Annotated in this window: 3 protein-coding genes and 1 pseudogene; 1 reads left to right on the top strand and 3 read right to left on the bottom strand. The window is 68.5% G+C overall.

What is annotated here, in order from left to right:
• Both ACFDS3_RS19685 and ACFDS3_RS19680 read right to left on the bottom strand, forming a co-directional pair.
• A partial coding sequence (locus ACFDS3_RS19685; protein WP_375264035.1) for an outer membrane protein occupies positions 1-489 on the bottom strand: 489 nt, incomplete at its 3' end.
• 97 nt (positions 490-586) lie between these two features.
• Positions 587-1,630: a glycosyl hydrolase family 8 gene (locus ACFDS3_RS19680; RefSeq protein WP_375264034.1), complete on the bottom strand. Its 1,044-nt coding sequence runs from the start codon at positions 1,628-1,630 to the stop codon at positions 587-589.
• A 127-nt stretch (positions 1,631-1,757) separates the two neighbouring features.
• On the opposite strand from ACFDS3_RS19680, the gene ACFDS3_RS19675 reads away from it, so the two are divergent.
• Positions 1,758-2,849 (top strand): HAMP domain-containing protein, encoded by a 1,092-nt coding sequence (locus ACFDS3_RS19675; protein WP_375264033.1) that lies wholly within the window; start codon positions 1,758-1,760, stop codon positions 2,847-2,849.
• A gap of 16 nt (positions 2,850-2,865) precedes the next feature.
• On the opposite strand, the pseudogene ACFDS3_RS19670 reads toward ACFDS3_RS19675, so the two are convergent.
• Positions 2,866-3,567, bottom strand: a pseudogene (locus ACFDS3_RS19670) (Curdlan synthase); the annotation flags it as partial.

Genomic DNA, 3,567 nt, shown 5'->3' with positions numbered 1-3,567 from the left:
CGTCAGATACGGGAGCACGCGGCCGGCGTCGTAACCGGCGCGCAGTTTCAGGCGGGCGATGTTGCCATCGGCATCAAATGTGGAATCGTCGTCGAAGTTGACGTTCGCATAGTCGAGTTCGCCACCGAGCACGAAGCGCCCCATGTCGTAGAGGTAGCCTGCCTGAACACCTGCCGTGCTGATGTCGACTTCATCGGCACCGTCGCTGTCGACGGAGCCGGTGCCAAGCTGAAGGCCCACATAAGGCCCGGTCCAGTCGCTCACCGGCACAGGATCGGCAGCAGGGATAATTACCGGCTGTTCGACCACGGGCTCGGCGATGCCGCCGGCAACAGCGGACGTGCCTGCGAAAGCGGATGCGATCGTGACGGTCAGGAAAATAGAACGCATGGCTGATTGCCCCAATTCGAGTTGTTTCGGTATGCGGTCAACGTCGCATGATCTCGTCGGTGCCGCGCGGTTCGCCGACATTTTCTGGATGTTGCGCATCGGCAACTGTCGAAGTGCTCAGCGCTGCATGAAACGTGGAAGTCCACTGTCTGGCTTCCTGATCCGGCAAAGCAGCCCGGTTGTCGTGACCACCCTCTCAATTTGGAAGACAAAACTCCGCCGCCTCATGGGCGGCCACGGCGGCCAGCAGGTGCAGCGTCGCGGGATAATAAGATTGATCGGCCGAGAAGGGCGGCATGCGTTCCGCCGGTACCGCGCGGCCGATGCAGCGCACCAGCGTCGCCAGCGCCCGGTAGCCGGCCGCGTCGCTGCGTTCCAGCACGTTGCCCGTCCGCTCGGCTCGGACCGGAACGCCGCTTGGATCGTCGAACAGCGCGCGTGCCCGTTGGACTGCGGGATGCGCAAGGCGGCCCGACCAGATCAGGTAGAGCGGCACGCGCAGCGCATCGTAGCCGAAGGCAGCGGGCAACACATCAGGCGGGCGCATTCCCGCCTCGGTCAGGGTGATCCAGTCCGGCACCAGCCCGTCCGCCGCGATCCGGCCCATCAGCGCTTCGCCGTCGGCGGAAGCCCGCGCCAGCCGGGGAAGGTCGAAGGCCGCGGCCAGCGCGTGCAGCGCGCGCGGCATCAGGTAGGACGGATTCACGATCTCGTAACCAGGCCCCGAAAATCGCTCGGCCGCCGGGCGCAGCAGCAATCCGCCGCCCGGCGCGTCGCGGACCAGGATCGTGTCGATCGCGCGGGCGACGGCGGCTGCGCGATCGGCCAGGTGCGGCGCGTCGAACCGGCGTGCGGCGCGTAGCAGCGCCCAGGCGAAGAACAGGTCGCCGTCGGACGCGTTGTTGAAATCGGCGATTCCGACACCTGGCCGCCAGCGCCACGCCAGCAACGCGTCCTGCCGCACCGCAAGGTGCGCCTCTGTCCAGTCCAGCATGCGGGCAAAGACCTCACGGTCGTCGAAGGCCACCGCCAGTAGCATGCCCCAGCCTTGGCCCTCGGAATGGCTGGCGTCGCCCTGAAGCGCGTCGATCACGCGGCCGTCCGGTGTGACAAACAACGATTTCCACGCCTGCCAGGCGTCCTGCCACTCGGGCCCGTTCGTTCCGGCGGCCGCGCCGGGGCCGCCCGTGCGGACGAGCGTCCCCGCCGACAGCAGGCCCAGAACCGCTCTGCGTTTCAATTAGGCCTCACCTCGCAATCGAGTGATCGGTTGCGGCGCAGCGCCGCTGGGAACGTGCCCGGAAACATGCCACGGTCTTGCCCTACGAAACTGCACCCTGTCGACCTCTGTCTGCCATGGAGACCGCATGCCCAAGCGCGCCACCACCCCCGTCACGTTGCCCGGGGCCCTGCTGGGCCTCGTCCTGTCGGGCATCGCGATCTTTGCGGGCACGACCTACGTCCTGGTGCGTCAGCATATTGACACATTCCAGCAGGCAGCGCTGGAAGAGGCGGTGACCCTGCGCACGCGCGGCGTCTCGACCGCCTTCGCGCGGGCACTGGAGCAGGACTGGCAGCACCTGACGGCGATCGCGCGCGAGGTGGCCGTGCTCGACCCGGAGGGCCTGGCCCCGGTGCTGGATGCGGCGGCCGGCCCGGACCAGCGGGTTTCGTGGGCGGGGTTCGCGCGGCCCGACGGCACGGTCATCGTCGCGTCGGGTGGCCTGCTCGAGGGCGGTGACGTGTCGTCTCGCCCCTGGTTCCAGCAGGGTCTGCAGGAGGATTTCGCCGGCGACATGCACGAGGCCGTGCTGCTCGCCGACCTGATGGCAGCCGGGGATTCCGCGCCGCCGCGCTTCCTCGACCTCGCCACCCCGGTCGAGGGGCCGGGCGGTCGCGTGGTCGGTGTGCTGGGCTTCCACATCAACGCCGCCTGGGCTGAAGACTACCTCGCCGATCTGGCCGAGCGGATGGAGCTTGACCTGCTTCTGGTCAATCCCGCTGGCGAGGTAATGATCGGAACCGCCCCGGACCTGCCCGACAGTTTCGATCTGCCGCGCCTGTCGGCTGCGGCGGCGACGGGCGTGCAGACGGCGGGATTCGACATTTGGCCCGACGGCATGCGCTATTTCACCGCCGTGACGCCGTCGGTGACCTTCGGCGCGCTGCCGTCCTTCGGCTGGCGTCTGGTGGGGCGCATCGATCCGGCGGACTTTCCCGCCACGCCCGCGCGGGACCTGATCCGCTCCACCACCGTCGCACTGACCGTCGCCACGGCGATCTTCGCACTTGCGACGGTGCTGTTCATCCAGCTTTACATTCGCCCGATCGGCCGGCTTGCCCGGAACGCCGAGCGGATCGCCGACGGGCACGAGGATTATCCTGCCGAGATTCGCGCCTCGGCCGAACTGCAGCGCCTGTCGGCCTCGCTCGCCCGACTCGAGTCGCAACGGCGCTGAGGCGCGTGGCCGCGCCTCAGACCGACCGTCCGAAGGTCAGCCGGCGCGCGAGGTCGCGCGCGATCGCGGCGGAGTTGACCTGCATCACGCCTGGCGCCTCGCCCTCGGCGTAGAGCTTGCGCAGCAGGGCGGCGCTGGTGGTCTCGTCGGGCAGCAGCCGCAGGCGCACGCCGTCGGGGGTGCGCTCGACAACGCTGGCCTCGATGTCGCCGACGTCCGAAATGCGCAGGGTGCCGGTCGTGCCGACGCCCCAGTCGCGGCCCCGGATGCGCGTCATCTCCTGCGACAGCGATGCCATCCACACGCGGCGCGGCGGCTCTCCCTCGGCGGCGAAGATGGCACGTTCGGGCGCATCGGCCACATGCCGCTCGCGGCGCGGCAGCTCGATGCAGGCGATCAGCACCAGGCTCAGCACCAGCAGGTTGTAGAGTGTCCAGAACAGGATCACCGCCTTGCCGTCGCCGGCGTCGTAGAAGGCGAACCGGTTGAAAACGAGACCAAGCAGTAGCCCCACCACCGTCAGTATCAGCACCACGATGAACGGTGTCATCAGGCGCCACTGGACCTGCAGCTTGCTGCGGTCGCCGCCCTTGGCGGTCACGCTGAACGGGTGGCCGTGCGGCTTGATGATGCCGGTGATCGCGGCGCGGCTGATCTGGATGGCACCCAGGTGCTGGCTCACGTCCTTCAGCACCGGCACCAGCATCCCCGGCGACAG

The organism is Palleronia sp., from assembly GCF_042089775.1.
GTDB lineage: Bacteria > Pseudomonadota > Alphaproteobacteria > Rhodobacterales > Rhodobacteraceae > Palleronia.
This window is presented reverse-complemented; position numbering and strand designations above follow the sequence as displayed.